Below are 21,347 nucleotides of genomic sequence, written 5' to 3'. Positions count from 1 at the left end.
ATGTTCCGTCCCACCGTGAAGGCTCCCTACTGTAGGGGGATCTTGGGAATCAACCCTAAAGGAATGCATCGAAGAATGCAAGATCGACTATCTTAAGCGGGCCGCGCTCCGTCGATAGCAGAACAGGTCACACTCGTGCAGCCCGTCGGGGCCCCGCCGATATCTACGGATCAGGTAGTCGGCGACGCGGCCGGCAGCAGTCCTCGTTTAGTCCTCAAGAGGCCGGACCGCCGCCCTCGACGCATGAGAGACGCCAAGGCCATTTCGCACGCCAGTCCGGTCGAGGCCGGGTAAGTGCAGGTCGCCAACTTGATCTCGTAATGCGTAGGTCGCTGAGGTAGCGCGTTCCGAGGGCATGCCGTGACGATCGCGAGAGTGGCTGGTCGCCGCCGAGGGCGGGGCGATCGCTGCCGCGCCGCTACGCGGCTTGCCGCCGGGTATCGAGGGCTCCAACCGACGTGCCATTAGCGTAGGCCAGTTAGGGGCAGACCAGGCCACTGAGGACCGAGCCGGACCAGGCCGTGAGGTCTGTAGACAGCCGTACATCGACAATTCCCAAGCTGACAGTCTGCCGGCTGTCGGGTGCGCGGCGACCAGGGTGACGCGGACTTTGCCGAACGGCTGCGGAGTGGTCTTGGGAATCTACGGATAGAAGGTGGCTGTACAGCCATCCGTACAGCCAAGCCCGCCGACAGAGACGGCCCGGGATCGACGCAAGGCGAAGAGGCGAGCAGGTCAACGACGGTCGCCGACGTCGGCCGACAGTAGTCTTGATCTTTGCAAGGCAGGGGTTAGGGGTTCGAGTCCCCTGGGCTCCACCAGCACTTTCCTCGGTTGATCTCGGTGGCGAGTACAGCCAAGCGGTCACGCCGTCCCTTCCTCTCCGAGTACCCGATCAATGGCTGTGACAGCCTGACGAGCCTGCACCGGCAGGACATGCCCGTAGGTGTCGATCGTCATCCGGATCGTGGAGTGCCCGAGCAGTTCCATGATGGTTCCCAACTCCTCCCCCTGGTCGAGCAAGAACGTGGCGAACGCGTGCCGCAGGTCGTGCAGGTACAGCCAGTCCAGGCCAGCCGCCGCGCGGAGCTGATGTCGTTGATCGGCCGGCACTGTGCAGCGACCTCACCGAGCACGTGCCGTGGTACATCTCGGCCAGGTCGAGGAGGCCGAGACGGTCAGCCATCGAAAGGGCACGTTGGCTCACCGTCTACGTCTGGTGTCCTCGCCCTATGGCTCATGACCGGATCGAAGCTCGCGCGACATCTGGGAGTGTCTGGCGCGTTGCGGCGTGGCCGCGAGCCCTACCGCGAGGAGCGGTGCGGTGCTGGCCACCAATGTGGCAGCCATCTTCTGATCTCAAGGGCGCTTCCGGCCGTCGGTGGTCATCGTGGGACGTAGCCGTTTGCCGAGTGAACCACCATGCGGAAGCCCATCGGCACCCGCTGGTGACGAGGCAGGCCGAGCACGTCGTAGTCGACCGCGAGGTCATCGGAAAAGAGCCCTGATCCGGGAGCCATCTCCACGTCCGGGATCGTGATCGTGACGAAGACCGGCAGCTCCATGCCCGCGGCTACCCTGATTGAGCGGAAGAGGGTTGCCGCCGCGGCCGGGTCGAACACGACGGCAGTGGCCTCATCGGCGTGGTTTACCGCCAGGCGGGCGATCTTGAGCACCTGCTGATCCGCAGGACCGGCATTGATGCCGGTGATCGTCCGTGCCACCACGAACCGCCGTGATCGAGGCGATGGCCGATGGTGGCCGACAGATACCCAGCGCACAGTGCGATAGCCAGCATCGCGGCGACCAGGAGCCGCCAACGACGCGTCACAGGGGGCATTCGCGGGGGACAAGCATCGGGCACGGCAAGTCGGCGGCGGCGTCCTCTTCTGGTAGTGCCAGTGCCCCCACTGGCGGCGGGAGGATCGGCGACGGCCGGCACGGCGGGCCGGAGCGTCACCGGCGTTGTTCGGATGGCACCGGCCGACCGATTCGTGTGCCCGGTTGGGCCTGGGCCTTTCATCGGCATTGTCGAGCCGTCCGATCACACCTTGAGGACGTCCACGTCGTACAGCGCTATCGACGCGTCGCGGGAGGCCAGGGTCAGACTCTCCGTGATCGCCTGGGCCACCAGCATGCGATCGAACGGATCGCGGTGATGCGGTGGCAGGCGGCCGGCGGCGATGGCGTGGGCGTGGGTCACTGGGAGTTCGCGGAAGCCCATGTCTCTTACCCGCTCGGCGAGGTCAGGGGGTCCGGCGAGCTTCCCCGCACTCTGTTTGATGGTGATCTCCCACAGGGTGACCGGGGAGAGGAAGATGTCCGGCTCGTGGCGTAGCCGGTCGAGGAACTCGGCGCCGAGGGTCGCGTCGCCGGTGATGGCCCAGAGCGCGACGTGGGTGTCCAGCAGCAGGGTCATGCGCCGATGCCGAAGTCGGCGGCGATCTCGGCGTTGGTCTGTGGTGAGTCCCAGTCGCCGGAGAGGTCCAGTTGCCCTGCGAGAGAGCCGACCGCGGTGCGGTTGGCCCGCCGGACCAGCGGCACGACCTTCGCCACCGGCGTACCGGCCCGGTCGATGATGATCTCCTCGCCGTGTTCCACCCGGTCGATGATGCGCGACAGATGGGTCTTGGCATCATGCATGTTGTAGTGCACGGCCTCAGCCGACATGGCGCGACCTCCTCGGTTAGCTAATGGCTTAGTCTACCCTGCTTGGCCCCAGGCGCCAGCGGTTCGGCTGCTCGGATCGCCGTCCGAACCCGTGATCTGGGCAAAGTCAGGGTCAGCGGATCACCGGCGATCGTGGCTGAGGTGTGCCCGAGCATCCGCTACACCGCTTTTAGGTTGGCTCAGCGACAATCCGTACGAGGCGCCGAAGACTCTGCTGCTGCAGGTCGTCGCGGAGGCCAACAGTTGCCGAGCGGTATGGATGAAGCGGTTCCCATCTTTTCCTCGCCCAGTCCGGATATCTGTGAGCGGTCGGCAAGCTCGTCGTCAGACCAGCCAGTGACCATCACGCATCAGGTCACGGCCGGCGATCTCGTTCTCCTCCCGCCACGCCTGCATGCGGCGAGGTGTAACCCGGAAGTATGCGTACCGGGTCGTGCCTACCCGCGCATCCCAGAGTTTCGCGGCGAAGGCGTCGGCTAGGTCGGCTGGCACGGTGTCGCGCGAGAACGTCTCGACGCTGCCCTCGATGAGTACCACGTCGCGGGTAAGGCCGACCGACATCCGCACCCGTCCAGAGGATCGCAAATTGCGCCCGGTCGGGCTGGACTCGGTTGTCGCCAAGATGAACGCCGCACCGTCCCAGAGGAAGGACAGCGGCACCAGGTAGGCGTTGCCGTCCGGGTCCGCTGAGGCGACCCATGCGTCCAAGTCGTGGTTGAGGCGGGCCAGCGTGTCCTGCTTACGTTGCTGCAGCATGCGCGGCGCTTTGGGTTCCACGTCGGGATTCTCCTTATACGTTCGTGGGAGGCTCGCGGTCGGGGCCCCAAGCAAGGATCGGTGTTGAAGGGCGCTTTAACGCAAGCGGCAACCCTGGGCTGGTGCCTGGGACGAGCTTGCAACGTGATGCCGCCGCCTCGGTTCGGATCGCCCCCGACCGGGATCGCCGTGCCAGCCAGGTGCCAGTAGCCAGCACCCACGACCGTCACCAGGAGGCATGAAGGTGCTCTACCTGTAGTTGGTGAACTACAGACATGCGCAGGCTCCCTACGTGGTTAGCCGGCGGATGGCCAACAGAGCGATGTCGTCATCCGGGTGCTCGGTGTCGAGGGTCGCCATGATGGTCTGACACACGGTCTCGACGGGAGCCAGCGGAACGGACGCCATCAGACGGGCGATACCGGCATCGAGCAGTTCGTCGCGGCGTTCGACGAGCCCGTCGGTGTAGGAGACGAGGACCGCGCCGGGTGGGAACTCGACGGTGGTCGTGTGCCGCTGCCGGCGGCCGGTGCCGAGCGGAGGATCGATGTACGCGGGAACCATGGTGGTCGGACCGCCGGGAACGGCCAGGACCGGCTGGGGGTGTCCGGCCAGGGAGATGTGCATGGCGGAGGCATCCGGAGAGATCATCATGTACAACGCGGTCGTCAGGCTGCCGGCCTCGAAGTGAACCACCTTCCGGTCGAGGAGGGTCAGTGTCTCCGCCGGGTCGTCGCAGATCAGGGCGTACGCGCGAAGCGCACTGCGGACCCGTCCCATCACCACCGCGGACTGCAGCCCATGACCCGAGACATCACCCATGACCACGCCCAGCCAACCGGAGGGAAGGGTGAACACGTCGTACCAGTCGCCGCCGACGCCGGAGGCATGACCAGGCACGTACCGGCCGGCCATCTCAAGGCCGGGCACCTCGGGCAGTTCGGTGGGGATCAGGCTGCGTTGCAGAGCCAGGGCGGTGGCCTGGTCCAGTGTGTTCGCGCGGGCCCGGCTTGCCAGGCTGACCCGGTCAGCGGCCAGTTCCAGCAGGCGGACGTCGTCGGGGGTGAACCGGCGCGGCGTGAGGGTGCCGACGTGCAGAACGCCGACAAGTTTGCCGCGCGCGATGATCGGCACACCTAGCAGGGACCGGACACCGGTTTGCAGCAGGACCGGGTTGACCACCTTGTCCGAGGTGACCTGCTCGATGACCACCGGTTGCTGGGTCAGGGCGATTCGGCCGGCGAACCCCCGACCGATCGAGACGCGGAAGCCCTGGCGAACCTCCTCCTCCAGCCCCTTTGCCGCAGTGGCCACCAACTGCTGGGCGCTCACATCGAGCAGGAGGATGGCCACGGTGTCGACCTGCATCAGGTCGCGGACCCGGTCGAGTAGTTCGTCGAAGAGGTCGGCGGCATCGAGTCGAGACAGGGCGGCATCGGTCAGCGCCTCGATGCGGCGTAACCGCTGCTCGTCTTTCATACTCCCCGCGCGGACCACCCCCGGATCTTAGTTGCCGCTCCGCCACTTCTGCCCCCGCGGCCGGTGAGATGAACCAGGCCACGAGGCCCGGGCGACGCCAGCAAGACGCACCACAAGAGCCGACAACAGTCGGTACCGGAATTGGCTACTCCTGGTCGCGAGCGGACATGCCCACAGAGGAGAACGACCTCGATGCGGCGGTCGAGGAGCTACGGTCGGACCTCGCCAGCTCGTTGGCCGGGTGTGGTGGACATCGGTCAGGAGGGTGATGTGAGGGAGGCTGTCTCACCGCGAGTGATGGTGCGTACCTGCCTCACCCAGCCGCGGCGGCGGGCCTCCTCCACGAAGTGCGCCAGCGGGGAGCGGAACACCGGGTAGTCGTCGTAGTGGATCGGCACGGTCAGCTTCGGTCGGATCAGTTCCACCAGGTCGGCGCCCTGCCGGGCATCGAGGTCAGGCGCAGCGTCGTACCGTCGCGGTGCAGTTCCCGGGACGACCAGGTCGGCAGGCCCTGGGCGGCCTGGAAGCCCCAGCGACGCAGCTTGCGTTCCGCCGCCGGGGTGGTGACGATGGGCAGGCTGCGGTCCAGTTCCCGGCGGGCCACCCGGTCGAAGTGGTCGCCGTGCAGATGGGACAGGACCACCGCATCCAACTCCGGGAGTTGGGCGATCCGCAGCGCGGGGTCCGTGCGTCGGCGCGACCACAAACCCTTGCCCAGGTACGCCCGCTGACCCCGGTGCAGAAAGTTCGGATCGGTCAGCAGCGTGAACCCGCCGATTCGCAGCACCGTCGTCGCGGTACCGACGAACGTCACCTGCGGTTGCTCCGCCATTGTGCCCACCTCCTTCGGCTGCGGTACCCCAGCGAGCCATCGGCATGCGCCGGGTGCGGTCCTCAGCCCTTGGAGTCGCTCGCGCCGTCGCCGTCCGCCGCCTTGGTGTCGGGTCGGGCTTGCGGCACGTGTTCCATCAGCTTGGTGAGTGCGCCGTTGGCGAAGGTGGCGCCGAGCGCTGACCCTGCCCCGATGGTCCAGCCGACCGGCCCCAGCGGTGTGCAGCCGAAGAACTGGCTGACCCCTGGCGTCTGCACCACCACGACGAGCACCCCCAACGATGCCGCCGTGGACGCCAGCACGGCCGGGCTGGTGCCGCCGGCCAGGATGGTCTGCCCGAGTTGGGTGCCGACCAGGGAGACCAGGGCGACCGTTCCGGCCCGCTGACGACGTCCGGTGTATCGGGCCAACGTCCAGCCCGCGGTCGCGCCCAGCGTGGTGGCTGCCGCCCGCAGCCCGATCTCCCTGGTGAGGGATTCTCCGAGCGCCGCGTCCGGGCCCTCCCGGAGCAGCCCGTCGGCGCGGTCCGACGCGGGTGGCCGGACCGCGATGGCCAGTGCCGGCGCCAGGTCGGTGAGCAGATTGACGAGCAGCAGTTGTCGCCCGGTGAGGGCGGAACGGCCGGTCGCCGCGGCGGTGAGCACACTGAACGCGATCTCACCGAGGTTGCCGCCGACCAGGATGCTGAGCGCGTGCCGCACCGACGACCACATCGCACGCCCCTCGACCAGGGTGGCGATGATGGTCTCCAACCGGTCGTCGGTGACCACCAGGTCGGCGGCTGCCCGCGCCGCCGGGGTGCCCCGTTGGCCGAGGGCGATGCCGACATCGGCCAGCCGGATCGCTGGTGCGTCGTTGGCGCCGTCGCCGGTCATCGCCACGGTCCGGCCGCACTTCTGCAACGCCTGGATGATCCGTACCTTGTGCGTCGGGGTGCAGCGGGCCACCACGTCGGTGTTGACCAACCGCTCGGCGAGCGCCTCGTCGTCCAGTTGGTCGAGCTCGCCCGCGGTGACCACCCGTTGTTCGTCGTGGTCGCTGATGGTGGCGGCGATCGCCTCGGCGGTGGCCGGATGATCGCCGGTGATCATGATGGTGTGCACGCCGGCCTGCCGGATCCGACGTACCGCCGGGGCGGCGCTCTCCCGGACCCCGTCCGCGAGGGCCAGGAAACCCACGAAGGTCAGCCCTCGGACGTCCGCGTCAGTCACCTTCGGGTCGTCCACCTGGCACTCGGCGACGGCCAGGATCCGGTTTCCCGCCCCGGCCCGGTCGGCGAGCATCCGCTCCAGCTCCGCGCGCCCGGCGTCGTCCAGCGGCTGCTGAATGCCGTCGGTGCGCCGGGTCGAACAGCGCGGCAGCACCGTCTCCGGGGCACCCTTGACGCTCAACAACAGGCGACCGTCGGTCTCCCCGATGCTCGCGTGGTAGCCGCGGGACGGCTCGAACGGCAGCCCGCCGGCAGCCCGCCAGCCGGCGGCACCGGTCTGCTCCACCACCCCGGCCACTCCGGCACCCCGCCGGACCGCCCGGTCGGTCTGCAACGCCAACTCCTCCGGATCGGCAGCGGCGGGGGTGGCTCGCAGCGCAGCGGCCAGCGTCAACTGGAGTCGGTCGTCCAGCCGGTCCGCCGGGGCGTACCGGTCACCGGCGCTGTCACCGACCCCGGCGAGCAGCAACTTGCCCTCGGTGAGAGTGCCGGTCTTGTCGAAGCAGAGCACGTCCACCCGGCCCAGCGCCTCGATGGTGCGCGGGTTGCGGACCAACGCGCCGTGCTCGGCCAGCCGCCGGGCGGCGGCCAGCTGCGCCGCACTGACCAGAAACGGCAGCCCCTCCGGCACCGACGCCACGGCGAGGTTCGCGGCGGTCGCCGCCGTCTCGGCCAGCGGTACGCCCCGAAGCAGGCCCGCGCCGGCCACCGCCACCGCCGAACCGGCGGCCAACGGGATGGCGGCCCTGGTCAACGAGCCGAGCCGGGCTTCCACCCCGCTGGCCGGTGGCGCCTGCCGGACCAACGCCAGGCTGCGCCCGGCCTCGGTGTCGTTGCCGGTCGCCACCACCACGGCAGTGCCGTGCCCGGCGGCGACGGTGGTGCCTTCGTACAGCATGGAGTGTCGGTCGGCGATGGCGGCGGCTACCACCGGTCGGTTGGACTTGGCAACCGGCAGTGACTCGCCGGTCAGCGACGACTCGTCCGCCTCCAGGCCCACCGACTCGAGTACGCGACAGTCGGCGGGCACCGAGTCACCCGGTTCGAGGGTGATGACGTCCCCGAGGACCAGATCCTCGGCGGCGACCACCTGCTCGGTGCCGTCCCGACGGACCCGTGCGGTCACAGCCGATCGGGACAGCAGCTCCGCCAGGGACCTTTCCGTGTTGCGTTCGTGCACTGCTCCGATCAGGGCGGATCCACCGACCACGCTGCCCACCAGCGCGGCGTCGACCAGCGAGCCGAACGACGCGGAGAGAACCGCCCCGGCGGCCAGCACCGGAGTCAGCGGGTTGGACAACTCGTCCACGAAGGCGCGCAGCAGACCACCATTACCGGGTGCGCCACCGCCGTTGGCAGCGTGGCCGTCGTGTCGGCGCTGCGCCTCCGCGCCGGTCAGACCGTCTGGCGTGGTGCCGAGGTGGTCGAGCACGGTGTTGACGGGCATCAGGTGCCAGGCGGTCGTCACGGGTGCCGGGGTGTCCGACTGGTCGCGCAGCCGGTGGGCCCGCCAGACCCCGTTCGCGAAGGCCAACCCGGCCGCGCCGTTGACCGCGACGAGCGCCCGGAAGGGTAGGTCGGTCGGTGGGGCGGTAAACGCGCCCAGTGCCCCGAGTCCCGTGCCAGCCATGCCCAGCCGGATGTTCTGCTGGGCCGTTCGCCGGGCCACCCCGGTCGCCTCGATCACCAGGGCCACCACCCGTAGGTCGGCACCGACCAGTAGGTGCGCACCCCACGGCGGCGGCTCCTCCGGCGCGGCGAACCCGAGACCGCAGTCGGACGCACCGAGCGCCTTCCGGTCCGCGGAAACCAGCATCACCACCGCGCCGTCGCGCTGCAACGCGCGTATCGACTCGGTCAGCCGGTCCCCGCCGGGCAGCATCGCGTCGGCGAAGTCGTACCGCTGCTCGTCACCGCCGGCCACGACCAACCGGAGGCCGGCCTGTCGGGCGGCGGCCGGCAGGCCGTCGACGCCGGGCGCGGGTTCCGGCTCGACCCGCAACAGTGCGGCGAGACGCTCGCCGTGGGCGAGGCCGAGCAGCTGGCCGCCGGCGGACCGCAGCCGGTCGCCGTCGGGAATGTTCCCCGGGTCGCTCTCGGGCATCTGGTCCAGTGGCCCGAGCCGCCAGCCGTTCGCCGTCCGGGAGGCGGCCGGACAGTCCGGGTCGAACAGCGCGAAGGCCCGCTCCGCCACCTGGTCGACGTCCACTCCGGGCACCGGTGCAAGATCGGCCAGTACGCCCCGGTCTGAGCCGAGCACGGCGGCGTCCAACACGAGCGTGTCGATCCGGTCCAGCTCCCGCAGCACGCTGCGATCCATCGCGATCACTCCGCGTCGGGCCAGCATCCGACCGAGCTGGGCGGCGTACCCCTCGCGCCCGCTGCCGGGTGCCTTTGGCAGCGCGGACAGGCTCAGCGCCGCGGCTCGCTTGCGCCCGGCGAACGGTAACGCCGCCGCGCCGGCAGCTGCGCCTGCGGCCAGGCTCCGGTCGATGTACCGCTCGACCGGACCCTGCGGCTTCGGTCGAGGACGGTCGGCTACCGGCCACCGGGCGACGGCGCGCTCGGGGTCACCGGTCAACCGCGGCTCGGCCTTCTCCCAGGCGGAGAGTTGGGCACGGTCCTCGCCCCACTGCACGAGCCGTTGGGCACCGTCGAGGACGATGCCTGTCCAGCGGCCGGTCAGACCCTGCACCACCGCCTCGGCCAGCGGAAAGAGGACGTCCGCCCGCGGGTCGGAGCGCAACCGTTTGCCGAGGAACGCGTGCAGCTTGGGTTGCAGGTCCACCGCAGACAGCAGGCCGGCCACCTCACCGGGCAGAGGTGCGAACGGCAGGATCCGGGTGGCCCCCCAGAGGGTCAGGCCCAGCGCGTCCGAAGCGAGCGCGCCAAGGGTGCGCGGGGTGTGCGGCCCCTCCTCCGGCGGGTGCGGTGGCGGGATCTCCGGGTCAGGCTCGTGGTCGCAGGTTCGCTCGACGCGGTCGATCGTGGCGATGAGGTCACGCACGCTCGGCTCGGGAGCCTGCACGGCCACCACCACCCGGCCGGATGGGGCGTTCACTCTGGCCCAGGCCACCCCGGGCATCCGCTCCAGCGCGCTCTCCACCTGCCGGGCGAGCTGATCGCCGCCATCCTGGCACACGCCGTGCACCTCAATGTGGTGCCGACCGGGCCGGGACCAGACGCGACGCCGGGTGAGCCCGACTGAACGGGCCAGCCGGGTCGCGGCCGACCCGACGGTCCGGGACGCCTCGCCGACCAGCAGCGGCACGCCGAAGGACGGCAGGATGCGGCCGACAGCGCGACCCGCCGCCGTCATCGAGGCGTACGGCTGGACGGACGCCGGCCCGGCTCCCTGTTGCCGCTGGTCCTGACCTTGCCCATGTCGTCCTCCCACCGCCTGACGTCCGGCGGCCTGGCTTCCCGACCTGCCGTCCGTTATGCCCCGCGAGTGGTGGAACTTTCCGCCGATGCTGGCGCATGGACGGGGTGGGCGGTGGAACCCGACGACCATCACCGGACATGGGGAGGCCGGAATGAGCACGCTGACTCGACACCTCAACGGTGCGCGCGAGAACGTCCAGATGTACAGCCGGAGGATGGAACTACCGATGCTGGGCGAGGTGGCGGTGCCGCCACCGGACAGGGTCGCCTATTACGCCGGGCTCGGGGTGCTCGCCGCACTCCAGGTCATCGAGTGGCCGATCGCCGTGGTGATCACCGCCGGTCACCTGTTGGCAGACCAGCATTTTTCGGGACTGGCGCGTGGTGTCGGGAAAGCGTTGCAGGACACCTGACGAGAGCCGGGTCACCGGCGGTTGACATGCATCAGGGTTGAGGTCGCATGCTCGGTCCATGCCGAGCACAACCGCCACCGCCGTACCTGCCGCACCGGGTTTGTTCGCTCCCCGGTTGCGGGCGATGACCGTGGGCAGCGTTGCGTTGATCTCGTTGCTCGCGTTCGAGGCGTTGGCGGTGGGCACGGCCATGCCGACCGTCGCCCGCAGCCTGGACGGGCTGGCGCTGTACGGGATCGCGTTCGGTGGCCCGTTCGCCACGGGCGTGCTGGCGATGGTGGTCTCCGGGATCTGGTGCGACGCCCGAGGTCCCCGGGGGCCAATGTGGCACGGCGTCGCCTGGTTCGTGGTCGGGTTGCTCATCGCCGGGACCGCCCCCGTGATGAGTGCGCTGGTTGTCGGGCGGGTGGTGCAGGGGTTCGGCTCGGGGCTGCTCTCGGTGGCGCTCTACGTGATCGTCGGGCACGCGTACCCGCAGGAGTTGCACCGGCGGATCTTCGCCGCGTTCGCGGCGGCGTGGGTCGTGCCGTCCCTGGTCGGGCCGGCGGTGGCGGGCCTGATCGTGGAGTACCTGGGCTGGCGGTGGGTCTTCCTGGCGGTGCCGGCGGTGGCGGTGCCGGCGGTGCTGCTGATCCATCCCGGCCTGCGGTCGCTGGGCCGGAGTGTGGCGACCAGTCCGCCGGCCGGCGCGGCAGCGCGAATCGGTTGGGCGTGCGGGGCCGCGGTGAGTGCCGCACTGTTGCACATCGGGGGGCAGCAGCGCGGTGCCATCGCCCTGGTGCTGATCGGGCTCGCCGTGGTCGGCCTACTGGTCTGCGCCCCACGCGTGCTGCCGGCCGGGTTCCTCCGGGCGGCCCGGGGGTTGCCCACCGTCGTCGGGCTGCGCGGACTGGCGTCGGCGGCGTTCGTCGGCGCCGAGGTGGTCATCCCGTTGATGCTCTCCCGGGAGCGGGGCCTCTCACCGACCGCAGCCGGGCTGGTCCTCACGGTTGGCGCGCTGGCCTGGTCGGTGGGCTCCTGGTTGCAGGGCCGGATTCCGCTGCCGGCCTCCCGGGCGAGCCTGCCGCGCGCCGGGCTGAGCTGCATCACGGTCGGCATCGCCACGGTGGCGTTTGCCGTACGGCCCGAGCTGCCGGTGACCGTCGCCGTGGTGGGCTGGGCGATCGCGGGCCTCGGCATGGGGCTGCTCTATCCGTCGTTGTCGGTGCTCACCCTGGAGTTGTCCGCCCCCGGTGAGCAGGGTCGCAACAGCTCGTCGTTGCAACTGGGTGACTCGCTCTTCGCCGCGACCGTGCTCGCGCTGACCGGGGCGGTGCTGGCTGCGGGAAGCGCGCCGGGCCCGGGCAGTTACGCGGCGACTCTGGTGGTGGCCGCGGGCCTGGCGCTGTTCGGTGCGCTGCTGGCCGGCCGGGTCGTGGTGGGTAGGAGCGCGTAGCCGGGCTGGTGATCCGCGGATTCGGCACCGTCCGACGCTGGTCGGCCGGGAGGATGGCGGTCAATGAGCTTCCTGACCGTCCTGCCGCTGGCCGTGGTGATGGTCGCCGGGACCAAGGTGGTCGTGGCGGTCTTTCTCGCCTCGTCGGACCGGCCCCGGGCCGCGTCACTGGGGTTCCTCCTCGGCGGCGGGCTGGTGGTAACCGCCGGGGTGACCGTGAGTTGGCTTCTCACCCGGCTGGTGGGCGGCGTGGCCACCGATGCCGGCACCGTCGCGGGCCGGGTCGATCGGGGCCCCGCCATCGACCTGGTGGTGCTCGTCCTGCTGGTCAGCCTGGCCGTGGTGGTGTGGCTGAGGCGGAACCGGGCCGGGCAGCCGCGGTGGCTGGGGGACCTCGGGCACGCCGGTCCGGCCCGGGCGGCGCGACTGTGCGCGCTGCTCTTCGTGGTGACGCCCAGCGACGACCTGACCATGGCCGCAGTGGGAGCGAGCATCGCCCGGCACGACCTGCCGTGGTGGGATCTGCTGCCGTTCGTGCTGGTCACGGTCGTGCTGCTCGCTCTTCCGCTGCTGGCGTTGCTGCTACTCGGGCCGCGCGCGGTGCGGTCGCTGACCCGGATGCGTGAGTGGGCCGAGAGGCACTCCTGGGTGGTCAACGAGGTGCTGATCGGCTTCTTCGCACTGCTGACCGTGGTGGACCTGGTTCGCTCGCGGTGAACCGCCGCGCAGCCCGTCACGGACCGTCATCACGGGCTGACCATCTCGCGGACACGTACGGGGGAACCGAGCGGAAATGAGAGAGATCCCGGTTCACGTTCGCCTTACGGTGACGCCATGTTCGCTGTCGTCACCACCGTGATTCTCTACGTCTTCGGCTTCGTCTTCCTCTACGGCGTGATCCGGCTGGGTGTCCGGCACGCGTTGGAGGACCTTGAGCTGCAACGGGCCAAGGCTCAGCGCGAAGAGGAGCTGGCGGCCTCCCGCGACCGCTCCTTCATGCGCGACAACGCCTTCCTCGCCGGCAGTTGAGCACCGGTTCGGTTCGACCCGGACCGGTGACGTCGCGGGACGGCCCGGGAGCCGCCGGGCGGTTCAGCGTGGCGGATGCGAGGATCGCACCCGTGATGGGAACGCTGAAGACCGAACCGGCCCGCGCCCGCCTGGACCTGCTCGCCCCGCCGGTTGCGGAGGCTGTCGCCCAGTGGCCCGCCGGTGCGCCGGTGGACGTCAACGACGTGCTGGTCGCACCGATCGACGCTGACCTCGCCGACACCGCGGCGTTCTGCGCGGCGTACGAGGTGGGGTTGGACGTGTCGGCCAACTGCGTCGTGGTGGCCGGCAAGCGTGAGGGTGTGGTCCGCTACGCGGCCTGCATCGTCCTGGCCACCACCCGGGTCGACGTGAACGGGGTGGCCCGCCGGGCGCTGGACGTCCGCAAGGCGAGCTTCGCCGCGATGACCGACGCGGTCGAGCTGACCGGCATGGAGTACGGCGGCATCACCCCGATCGGGCTGCCGGCGCAGTGGCCGATCCTGGTGGACGCGCGGGTGATCGCCACACCGCACGTGATCATCGGGTCCGGCGTGCGGCACAGCAAGATCGCGCTGCCAGGGCCGGCGTTGGGCGCGCTGCCGGGCGCGCAGGTGGTGGAAGGGCTGGCCAGGCCGGCATGACCGGGTACGGCCATCGATACCGTTGCACGTGAAACATCACGATCATCGATACCTGGTGCCGTTGGGCCGGTTACTCAGTGTGAATGGGCTGCGGACTCGCGCTGCTCGACCTCGGTCAGCGCGGCGACCAGCGTCTGCGCCTCCTGGGCGCCGGACACCGCGTACTTTCCGGCCAGCACGAAGGTCGGCACGCTGGTGATGCCCAGTTCCCGGGCGGCGGCCAGGTCGGCGGTGATGTCGGCAACGCGCTCGTCGGAATCGAGGAACCGGCGCGCGTCGGCGGCGTCCAGGCCGATCCCGCCGGCCAGGGTGGCCAGCGCCTCCCGCGAGCCGACGTCGACGCCCTGGGTGAAGTGCGCCTGGTAGAGCGCCTCCACCATCTCGGCCGCCAGGCCGTGATCGGTCGCGTAGGAGACCAGCCGGTGCGCCTCGAAGGTGTTGGCGGTCAGCGTCCGGTCGAAGTCCAGTCGCAGCCCGTCGCCCGCCGCGACCTGGGTCACGTGGTCGAACATCTGCCGTGCCCGCTCCGGACCACCGAACTTGGCGGCCATCGCCTCCACCACCGGGCGAGCCTCGGACACCGGCGACGGGTCGAGCTGGAACGGCCGGTAGCGGACCGTCACCTCGCCCTCGTAACTGGCGAGGGCCTCATCCAGGCGGCGCTTTCCGATGTAGCACCACGGGCACACGACGTCCGCGTAGATCTCGATCTCCATGAACGGTGGCAACCTCTCGGTCAGGTGAGTTGTTCCCGGACCTGACGCTTGAGCCGGCCCAGGATCGCCGTGCCCCCGCGTACCCGCAGCGGACTGATCGCCTGCGCCAACCCCATCCGCTGGTAGAGGTCGTCCGGCACGGCCAGCACCTGCTCGGCGCTCGCGCCCGCCAGCCCTTCGGCGAGGATCCCCGCGAACGCCCGAGTGGTGGGCGCCTCCGGCGGGCAGTCGAAGAGCGTCTCCACGGTGCCCTCCGGCGTCACCCGGGCGCGCAGGAAGAACGCCGTCTGACATTCCGGCACCTGCTCCATGCCCTCGCGCTCGGCGCCGTCCGGCAGGGCCGGGATGACGTCCGCGTACTCCAGGAGCAGCTCCAGCACCAGGTCGCGCGGCGCGGCGGCGAACTCGTCGACGATCTCGGCCAGTCGGGCCGGCATGTCAGCCATGTGTCGAGGCTACCGCCGTTGTAAGGGGCTCCTGCGAACAGGCCGCCCCCGGCCCATTCGTCCTCAGACGGTGGGCGACTGCTCGCTGATCTCGCTGAGGGCACTGGTGGGGTCGAGCTGCATGGCCAGGTCGCCGAGCGAGACGATCCCCACCAGCTTGCGGTCGCTGTCACAGACCAACACCCGCCGGATGCCCCGGTCCCGCATGAGCGTCGCCGCCTCAGCCGCCGTGCAGTGCTGCTCGATCATGACCACCTCACGGGTGACGATCGAGCCGATGGTGGTGGCCGCCGGGGAGCTGTTCTCCGCCACGGCCCGGACCACGATGTCCCGGTCGGTGAGCATCCCGGCGAGGCTGGCGCCGTCGGTGACCACCACGTCGCCGATGTCCGCCTCCTTCATCACCCTGGCCGCCTCGTCCAGGGTGGTCTCCGTCGGCAGGTACACGACCTGCTTGGTCATCACATCACTGACCCGGTAACCGGTCATGAGAGCCTCCGAAGACGTTTCCAGCCGATCAGACTGCACTACCCCGTGGTGCGGTGACTACACCAGGTTTCCACGTTCCCGGCGTACCTCGTGGACAAGCCGTTCGACCAGACCGTCCAGGAGCAACCCGGTCCGACCGTCGCCGGCCCGGTCGCGTAGCTCGACGTACCCGTCGGCGAGTCGGCGGCCGACCACGACGGCCCGGGGGATGCCGATCAGCTCGGCGTCGGTGAACTTGACCCCGGCCGAGACGTGCGTCCGGTCGTCGACCAGCACCCGCAGGCCGGCGGCGGCGAGGCGCCCGCCGAGCTCCAGCGCCGCGTCGAGCTGCGGCCCCTTGCCCGCAACCACCAGGTGTACGTCGCACGGCGCGATTGCCGCCGGCCAGATCAGCCCCCGGTCGTCGTGGTGCTGCTCGGCGATCGCCGCCACCGCCCGGGACACTCCGATGCCGTAGGAGCCCATGGTCGGCCGGACCGGCTTGCCGGCCGGGCCGAGCACGTCGACCGCGAACGCGTCGGTGAACCGGCGGCCGAGCTGGAAGATGTGCCCGATCTCGATGCCCCGCCGGATGGTCAGCTCGCCGGTGTCGCAGTCGGAGCAGGGGTCGCCAGGGCGGACCTCGGCCGCCTCGATCGTGCCGTCGGGCGTGAAGTCCCGTCCGCAGACCACGTCGGTCGCGTGCCGGCCGGGCTCGTTCGCCCCGGTCAACCAGGCCGAGCCGGCCACCACCCGCGGATCGACCAGGTAACGGATGCCCAGCTTGTCGAGCAGTTGCGGCCCGATGTAGCCGCGGACCAACTCCGGATGCTCGGCCCACTCCTCGAAGACGGCCACCTGGGCCGGGTGCAGGGCGGCACCGACCCGCTTCAGGTCGACCTCCCGGTCACCCGGCAGCCCGATCACCAGAGGCTCGGCGCGCTCCGCGCCCGGCTGGCGGACGGACAGCACGACGTTCTTCAGGGTGTCGGCGGCGGTCCAGCGGTCCCGGCCGCCCAGCCGGCGTGCGTTGGCCAGCTCGACCAGGCTGGCGATCGTCGGAGTCTCCGGAGTGTCGTGCACCTCGACGGGCGGCTGCGCGGTCGGATCGCCACCGGCCGGCGCCCGGGTGATGACCGCCTCGGTGTTGGCCGCGTAGTCGCAGGCGGTGCAGCCGACGAAGGTGTCCTCGCCGACCGGTGTCGCCGCCAGGAACTCCTCCGACGCGGAGCCACCCATCGCCCCGGACATCGCGTGCACCACCGTGTAGTCCAGACCCAGCCGGTCGAAGATCCGTTGGTATGCCGCTCGATGCCGTGCGTACGAGTCCCGCAGCCCTGCCTCGTCCAGGTCGAAGGAGTACGCGTCCTTCATCAGGAACTCCCGGCCGCGCAGCAACCCGGCCCGGGGCCGTGCCTCGTCGCGGAACTTCGTCTGCACCTGGAACAGCGTCACCGGGAAGTCCCGGTACGAGGTGACCAGGTCCTTGACCAGCAGCGCCGCCAGCTCCTCGTGGGTGGGCCCCAACAGGTGCTCGGCACCGCGCCGGTCGGCGAGGGTGAAGATGTCGTCGCCGTACTCCGACCACCGGCCGCTCGTCCGGTACGGCTCAGCCGGCAGCAACGCGGGGAAGTGCACCTCCTGGTCGCCGATCGCGATCAGCTCGCTCCGCACCACCTCGGTGATCCGATCCAGCACCAGCTTGCCCAGCGGCAGCCAGGTGTAGCCGCCCGGTGCGGCACGACGGATGTAACCGGCGCGCAGCAGCAGCCGGTGGCTCGGCACCTCCGCGTCGGCCGGATCCTCGCGCAGGGTCCGCAGCAACAGGGTCGACATGCGTAGCAGCATGGGCGCAGCGTAGAGCCGTGCCGACCGGCCGAGCGAACCAATTCGTCCGGTGCGTCGCGCGCCGTTGCTTGGGAATCCTCGAAAATGGCCTGTCCGTGCCGGCAACCACGGTTGCCCAGGGCGACGTCTGGAGAGGCATCACGTCCATCACGCACCACGACCCAAAGAATCGGCCCGTGTGGGCCCTCTGCTGAGTGAGTTCGACTCGTTCATCCGTACCCGCACCCCGGCGTTGCTGCGCTCGGCGTACCTGCTGACCGGTGACCGGTGACCGGGGCGGACCACCGAACGGTGGTCCGCCCCTTCTCGCGGCCCTGTTCGGGTCACCCCGCGTGCGAGCGATGAGGTGCGCCACGTCGTCCGATCGGGGCACCGCCCGCCGTCCCTTCGGTGACAGACTGGTCGCCGCAGGCAACGAATGGCGTAAGGGGGGCGCGGGTGCGCTGGCGCAGTTATGTCGCGGTCGGGGACAGCTTCACCGAGGGTATGGACGACGCGTACCCGGATGGCACCTACCGGGGTTGGGCGGACCTGGTGGCGACCCGGCTCGCCGCCGACGCGGGCCCCGACTTCAGGTACGCGAACCTGGCCATCCGTGGCCGCCTGTTCCCTGGCGTCGTCGCCGAGCAGGTGCCTGCCGCAGTGGCGATGAAGCCGGACCTGATCAGCTTCGCGGCCGGCGGCAACGACGTGTTGCGCCGCACCTTCGACCCGGACACGCTGGTCGCCCGCTTCGACGAGGTGGTCCGGCAACTACGTTCGGGCGGCGCGGACGTGCTGCTCTTCCGGTTCGCCGACGTGATGGCCCGGCTGCCCGGCCAGCGCCTTGTCGCTCCCCGGGTGCAGTTGCTCAACCAGGCGGTCGGCGAGACCGCGGAGCGGCACGGCGCCATCATGGTCGACCTGTACGCCGACGACACCTTCCTCAACCCGATGCTCTGGAGCACCGACCGGCTGCATCTCTCCGCGGCCGGCCACCGACGGGTCGCCGGGCAGGTGTTGAACGCCCTCGGAGTTGGTTGCGACGAGGAGTGGCTGATGGTCCCGCCGCACCCGGCGCCATCGCCGTGGCTGGCCGCCCGTGCCGCCGACCTGCGCTGGGCCGGGCGGCACCTTGCCCCCTGGGTGAAGCGGCGGCTGACCGGCCGGTCGTCCGGTGACACGGTGACGGCGAAGCGCCCGCTGCTCGGGCCGATCGCCGACTGAACGTGCTCACCCTGCACACCGCGCCGCTGCTGCGGCGAACCCTCGACGGCGAGCTGACACCGGATTACGCCGTGCTGGTCAGCGGCGACCGCGTCGAGGCCGTCGGCCCGTTCGCCGAGTTGAGCGAGGCGTACGCGGGTGTGCGGGTCCGCCGCTGGCCCGGCACGTTGGGGCCGGGTCTGCTGCACGACGGCCCGCTTCCGGCGGCGCCCACCCCGCGTGAGCGGGTGCACGCGTTGCTGCGGATCGGGGTGACGGCGGTGCTGGTGCGGCACCTGACCGACCCGGCGCTGCGGGCGGCCGTCGACAGGAGTGACCTGCTGGTGCTGCCCGCCGTGGTGCCGCCGACGCTGTTTCCCGGTGCGCGGGCAGACCTTGCGGTCCACGGTGAAGACGATGCCTGCCTGGTGACGGTGGTCGCCGGTCGGATCGCCCACCGCCGCGCCTGAGCAGGTGTCGGGTGCGATGGCCGCCGGCCCTTTGTGTCTATTGTGGAGCAAACTGCCGGATAGGAATGGCCCGATGTCCGCCGCGCCAGTTAGCATCCGCTGCCCCCGTCGATCGAAGGCGGGGACATCGGGGAAAGGTGGATGAGGGATGACCCTCATAGCTGGCACGACGACATCCGCAAGACCGGTCCGAGCCCTGCTGGCCACAGCGCTGTCCATGACGCTCGCCGCCGGGCTGCTCACGCTCACGGCCACGCCGGCTGCGGCGAACGACGTGCGCTACGAGAAGAACAACTCGTGGGCCTACACGGACTCGCACCGGCCCACGAAGATCGATATTGACCAGGCCGGCGACGTGCCGGTCGGGTCCTGGAAGGACGAGCGGGGGCGTAAGCACACGGCCCGGGCCTACTTCACCTTCGACATCTCCCGCTATCGGGGAGCCGAGATCGAGTCGGCTGTCTTCTCCGCCAAGGAGACCTCCGTCGTCGACTGCACCAAGCGTCCCGGCGTGGAGCTGTGGCGTACCGCGCCCTACACCGCCAAGTCGAGCTGGGCGAAGCCACCAGCCGGGCGGGCGAAGCTGCACACGGCCACCCTGCCGGACATCGCCGGCTGCCCCGCGCCCTACGTGGAGTGGAACGCGGCCGAAGGGCTGCGGCAGGCGTTGGCCGAGGGCGCGTCGACGCTCACCCTCGCGCTCCGGCTGCCGGCCGCGGTGGAAGCGGACCCCACGCTCGGCCGCCGCTACGCCAGCACGGTCGGCATCTCGATCGACTACAACTACCCGCCCGGCGTGCCGACCGAGCTGCAGACCTCCGGCAAGCCGTGTACGGCGGCCGAGCCGTACCAGTTCCAGCAGAGCGATGACCTGGCGCTTTCTGCCATCTTGCACGACCAGAACGGCAACGAGGCCGGTGGCAGCGACATGCTGACCGCCACCTTCGCCCTGTGGCCGGTCGACGAGCCGACTGCCCGGATCGAGCGGCTCGGGAACGGTCGGGACGGCGAGCGGGCGAGTGGCCTCTTCTATCGCGACACCCTCACCCACGACCGGGTGTACGCCTGGCAGGTGCGGGCGGCGGACAGCCGGGCCACCGGCGAGTGGAGCGGCCTCTGCTACTTCCGGACCGACTTCCAGGGTCCGGCGGTCGCGCCGGCCGTCTCCTCCACCGACTTCCCCGTCGATGGGTGGCACCCGGCACTGCCCGGCCAGTTCACCTTCGACGCCGGGGCGACGCCGGATGCTGTGGGCTTCCGATACCAGCTCAACGGTGGCGTCACCCAGACGGTGTCGGCGGACCAGCCCGGCGGCAGGGGCACGGTCACCCTCACCCCGGGGACCGGGCCCAACAGCCTCACCGTGGTGAGCGTGGACGCGGCCGGAAACCGTTCGCCCGAGGCGAGGTACGAATTCCGGGCCAGCGACGTCGCGCCGATCATCACCGGCAACCTGACTGACATCGGAGTGCCGGCCACGTTCTCCGTCGAGCCGCGGATGGCTGGGGTGGTCCGCTACCGCTTCCACCTGGACGGCGACCCGGAGCAGACGGTGGAGGCCAGTGCCGATGGCACCGCCTCGCTGACCGTCACCGCGACCGGGGGCGGCAACCGGACACTCTCCGTCACCAGCGTGACCGCCGACGGCGTGACCGCCACGGCGGTGCGCACGTTCCGACTGACCACCGCGCCCAAGATCGCCGCGACGGTCTACGAGCAGGGCGGCACCAGCGGAGGCCAAGGTGTGCCCGGGGTCTTCACCTTCACCCCGCGCCAGCCCGACGTGGTCAGCTACCGCTACCGCTTCGGCACGGTGACCAGCACCGTGACCGCAGCGGCCGACGGCACCGCGTCGGTGACCTGGGCACCGACGAAGGCGGGCTTCACCCCGCTCACGGTCTGGAGCGTCAACCGGGACGGCGTCCAGTCGGACTCGGCGAGCTACGTCTTCTCCGTACGTGACCTGTTGCCGGTGATCCAGGGTTTCCTCTACGACCCCGGCTACCCCGCCGGCGGCCCGGGCCAGCCCGGTGATTTCTGGATCAGCTCCGAGGTTCCCGACACGACGGAGTTCCGGTACCGCTTCGACGACGGCCCCGAGCAGGGGATCGCCACCGACATCAACGGCAGTGCCATCGTCACCTGGACCCCGGAGCAGGCCGGTACGCACACCCTGACGGTCCGGAGCCTCTTCGCGAACGGGACGGCGTCTCCGGAGCGGACGTACACGTTCCTGGTCGCCGATGCCCCGGAGGCCAAGTCGGGGCGGTAACCAAAGCGCCGCGCGAGACGTACGTCTCGCCAGCCCGGCCCACCATCCCGTGCGGGTGGTGGGCCGGGTCTCGTTACAGCAGTCGGGGGC

Annotated in this window: 20 protein-coding genes and 2 pseudogenes; 9 read left to right on the top strand and 13 right to left on the bottom strand. The window is 70.4% G+C overall.

Annotated elements, in window-relative coordinates; all coding sequences use genetic code 11:
- Positions 1–864: 864 nt before the first annotated feature.
- From ABZT18_RS26070 to ABZT18_RS26030, 9 genes are all read right to left on the bottom strand, one after another.
- Positions 865–1,113: a tyrosine-type recombinase/integrase gene (locus ABZT18_RS26070; protein WP_354992974.1), complete on the bottom strand. Its 249-nt coding sequence runs from the start codon at positions 1,111–1,113 to the stop codon at positions 865–867.
- Positions 1,114–1,385: 272 nt separating this feature from the next.
- Positions 1,386–1,724: a hypothetical protein gene (locus ABZT18_RS26065; protein ID WP_354992973.1), complete on the bottom strand. Its 339-nt coding sequence runs from the start codon at positions 1,722–1,724 to the stop codon at positions 1,386–1,388.
- A 320-nt stretch (positions 1,725–2,044) separates the two neighbouring features.
- Positions 2,045–2,419 carry a type II toxin-antitoxin system VapC family toxin gene (locus ABZT18_RS26060; RefSeq protein ID WP_354992972.1) on the bottom strand — a complete coding sequence of 125 codons (375 nt, stop codon included), beginning with the start codon at positions 2,417–2,419 and terminating at the stop codon, positions 2,045–2,047.
- Positions 2,416–2,670 carry a type II toxin-antitoxin system prevent-host-death family antitoxin gene (locus tag ABZT18_RS26055; RefSeq protein WP_354992971.1) on the bottom strand — a complete coding sequence of 85 codons (255 nt, stop codon included), beginning with the start codon at positions 2,668–2,670 and terminating at the stop codon, positions 2,416–2,418. Before ABZT18_RS26055 ends, ABZT18_RS26060 begins: the two co-directional genes overlap by 4 nt.
- A gap of 324 nt (positions 2,671–2,994) precedes the next feature.
- Complete coding sequence (locus ABZT18_RS26050) at positions 2,995–3,447, bottom strand: pyridoxamine 5'-phosphate oxidase family protein (RefSeq protein WP_354992970.1); 453 nt, start codon at positions 3,445–3,447, stop codon at positions 2,995–2,997.
- 267 nt (positions 3,448–3,714) lie between these two features.
- Entirely contained in the window at positions 3,715–4,905 is a 1,191-nt protein-coding gene (locus tag ABZT18_RS26045; RefSeq protein WP_354992969.1) for a GAF domain-containing SpoIIE family protein phosphatase, read from the bottom strand.
- A 257-nt stretch (positions 4,906–5,162) separates the two neighbouring features.
- A complete protein-coding gene (locus ABZT18_RS26040; RefSeq protein WP_354992968.1) occupies positions 5,163–5,330 on the bottom strand; it encodes a hypothetical protein in 168 nt (55 codons plus the stop codon).
- A complete protein-coding gene (locus tag ABZT18_RS26035; protein ID WP_354992967.1) occupies positions 5,321–5,737 on the bottom strand; it encodes an MBL fold metallo-hydrolase in 417 nt (138 codons plus the stop codon). Before ABZT18_RS26035 ends, ABZT18_RS26040 begins: the two co-directional genes overlap by 10 nt.
- A gap of 62 nt (positions 5,738–5,799) precedes the next feature.
- Positions 5,800–10,266, bottom strand: coding sequence for an HAD-IC family P-type ATPase (locus ABZT18_RS26030; protein ID WP_354992966.1), 4,467 nt, complete (start codon positions 10,264–10,266; stop codon positions 5,800–5,802).
- A 161-nt stretch (positions 10,267–10,427) separates the two neighbouring features.
- On the opposite strand from ABZT18_RS26030, the pseudogene ABZT18_RS26025 reads away from it, so the two are divergent.
- The 5 genes and pseudogenes from ABZT18_RS26025 to ABZT18_RS26005 all read left to right on the top strand — a co-directional run bounded on the left by ABZT18_RS26025 (position 10,428) and on the right by ABZT18_RS26005 (position 13,852).
- Positions 10,428–10,744, top strand: a pseudogene (locus tag ABZT18_RS26025) (hypothetical protein).
- Positions 10,745–10,802: 58 nt separating this feature from the next.
- Complete coding sequence (locus tag ABZT18_RS26020) at positions 10,803–12,179, top strand: MFS transporter (RefSeq protein WP_354992965.1); 1,377 nt, start codon at positions 10,803–10,805, stop codon at positions 12,177–12,179.
- Between the two features lie 63 nt (positions 12,180–12,242).
- On the top strand, positions 12,243–12,896 hold the full coding sequence (locus tag ABZT18_RS26015) for a GAP family protein (RefSeq protein ID WP_354992964.1): 654 nt from the start codon (positions 12,243–12,245) through the stop codon (positions 12,894–12,896).
- A gap of 117 nt (positions 12,897–13,013) precedes the next feature.
- Positions 13,014–13,208 carry a hypothetical protein gene (locus ABZT18_RS26010; protein WP_354992963.1) on the top strand — a complete coding sequence of 65 codons (195 nt, stop codon included), beginning with the start codon at positions 13,014–13,016 and terminating at the stop codon, positions 13,206–13,208.
- A 95-nt stretch (positions 13,209–13,303) separates the two neighbouring features.
- Positions 13,304–13,852, top strand: a complete 549-nt coding sequence (locus ABZT18_RS26005; protein WP_354993131.1) for a YbaK/EbsC family protein — start codon at positions 13,304–13,306, stop codon at positions 13,850–13,852.
- Positions 13,853–13,926: 74 nt separating this feature from the next.
- Here ABZT18_RS26005 and ABZT18_RS26000 read toward each other — a convergent pair whose 3' ends face one another.
- The 4 genes from ABZT18_RS26000 to ABZT18_RS25985 all read right to left on the bottom strand — a co-directional run bounded on the left by ABZT18_RS26000 (position 13,927) and on the right by ABZT18_RS25985 (position 17,330).
- Positions 13,927–14,568, bottom strand: a complete 642-nt coding sequence (locus ABZT18_RS26000) for a DsbA family oxidoreductase (RefSeq protein ID WP_354992962.1) — start codon at positions 14,566–14,568, stop codon at positions 13,927–13,929.
- Positions 14,569–14,588: 20 nt separating this feature from the next.
- A complete protein-coding gene (locus ABZT18_RS25995; protein ID WP_354992961.1) occupies positions 14,589–15,014 on the bottom strand; it encodes a SufE family protein in 426 nt (141 codons plus the stop codon).
- A 63-nt stretch (positions 15,015–15,077) separates the two neighbouring features.
- Positions 15,078–15,503, bottom strand: coding sequence for a CBS domain-containing protein (locus ABZT18_RS25990; protein WP_354992960.1), 426 nt, complete (start codon positions 15,501–15,503; stop codon positions 15,078–15,080).
- 57 nt (positions 15,504–15,560) lie between these two features.
- Positions 15,561–17,330 carry a proline--tRNA ligase gene (locus ABZT18_RS25985; RefSeq protein ID WP_354992959.1) on the bottom strand — a complete coding sequence of 590 codons (1,770 nt, stop codon included), beginning with the start codon at positions 17,328–17,330 and terminating at the stop codon, positions 15,561–15,563.
- A 178-nt stretch (positions 17,331–17,508) separates the two neighbouring features.
- Between ABZT18_RS25985 and ABZT18_RS25980 the strand changes: the two are divergent.
- The 4 genes and pseudogenes from ABZT18_RS25980 to ABZT18_RS25965 all read left to right on the top strand — a co-directional run.
- Positions 17,509–17,598: pseudogene (locus ABZT18_RS25980) on the top strand (SigE family RNA polymerase sigma factor); the annotation flags it as partial.
- 170 nt (positions 17,599–17,768) lie between these two features.
- Positions 17,769–18,536, top strand: coding sequence for an SGNH/GDSL hydrolase family protein (locus ABZT18_RS25975; RefSeq protein WP_354992958.1), 768 nt, complete (start codon positions 17,769–17,771; stop codon positions 18,534–18,536).
- A 2-nt stretch (positions 18,537–18,538) separates the two neighbouring features.
- Entirely contained in the window at positions 18,539–18,985 is a 447-nt protein-coding gene (locus ABZT18_RS25970; RefSeq protein ID WP_354992957.1) for a hypothetical protein, read from the top strand.
- A 148-nt stretch (positions 18,986–19,133) separates the two neighbouring features.
- Positions 19,134–21,257, top strand: a complete 2,124-nt coding sequence (locus ABZT18_RS25965; protein ID WP_354992956.1) for a hypothetical protein — start codon at positions 19,134–19,136, stop codon at positions 21,255–21,257.
- Positions 21,258–21,347 lie beyond the last annotated feature (90 nt).

Origin of the sequence: Micromonospora sp. NPDC005291, assembly GCF_040607415.1 — a bacterium.
GTDB lineage: Bacteria > Actinomycetota > Actinomycetes > Mycobacteriales > Micromonosporaceae > Micromonospora.
Note: the sequence above shows the minus strand (reverse complement) of the source record. Positions and strands in the feature narration are given on the sequence as shown.